This is a genomic window from Microbulbifer okhotskensis, from assembly GCF_023895975.1.
Taxonomy (GTDB): domain Bacteria; phylum Pseudomonadota; class Gammaproteobacteria; order Pseudomonadales; family Cellvibrionaceae; genus Microbulbifer; species Microbulbifer okhotskensis.
Window position 1 is genome coordinate 1 of record NZ_JALBWM010000526.1, and the last position, 231, is coordinate 231.

The window sequence follows — 231 nt, forward strand, 5'->3', positions numbered from 1 at the left end:
AATAATGACCTCGCGGAAGGGCATTTTCGCGTCGGCGACAGGCCTGTAGCGCTGACCGATATCCGCGTGCCCATCTTTGCGGTCGGCACGCAACGGGACCATGTCGCGCCCTGGCGTTCGGTATACAAAATCAACCTGCTTACCGACACCGATGTGACCTTCCTGCTGACCAGTGGCGGCTATAATGCGGGCATTGTCAGTGAGCCGGGTCACCCGCACCGTAGCTATCAG

Annotated in this window: 1 protein-coding gene; it reads right to left on the reverse strand. The window is 59.3% G+C overall.

Annotation, left to right across the window (positions count from 1 at the left end; translation table 11 throughout):
- On the reverse strand, positions 1-231 hold a 231-nt coding region (locus MO867_RS23170), incomplete at both ends, for a hypothetical protein (RefSeq protein ID WP_252473508.1).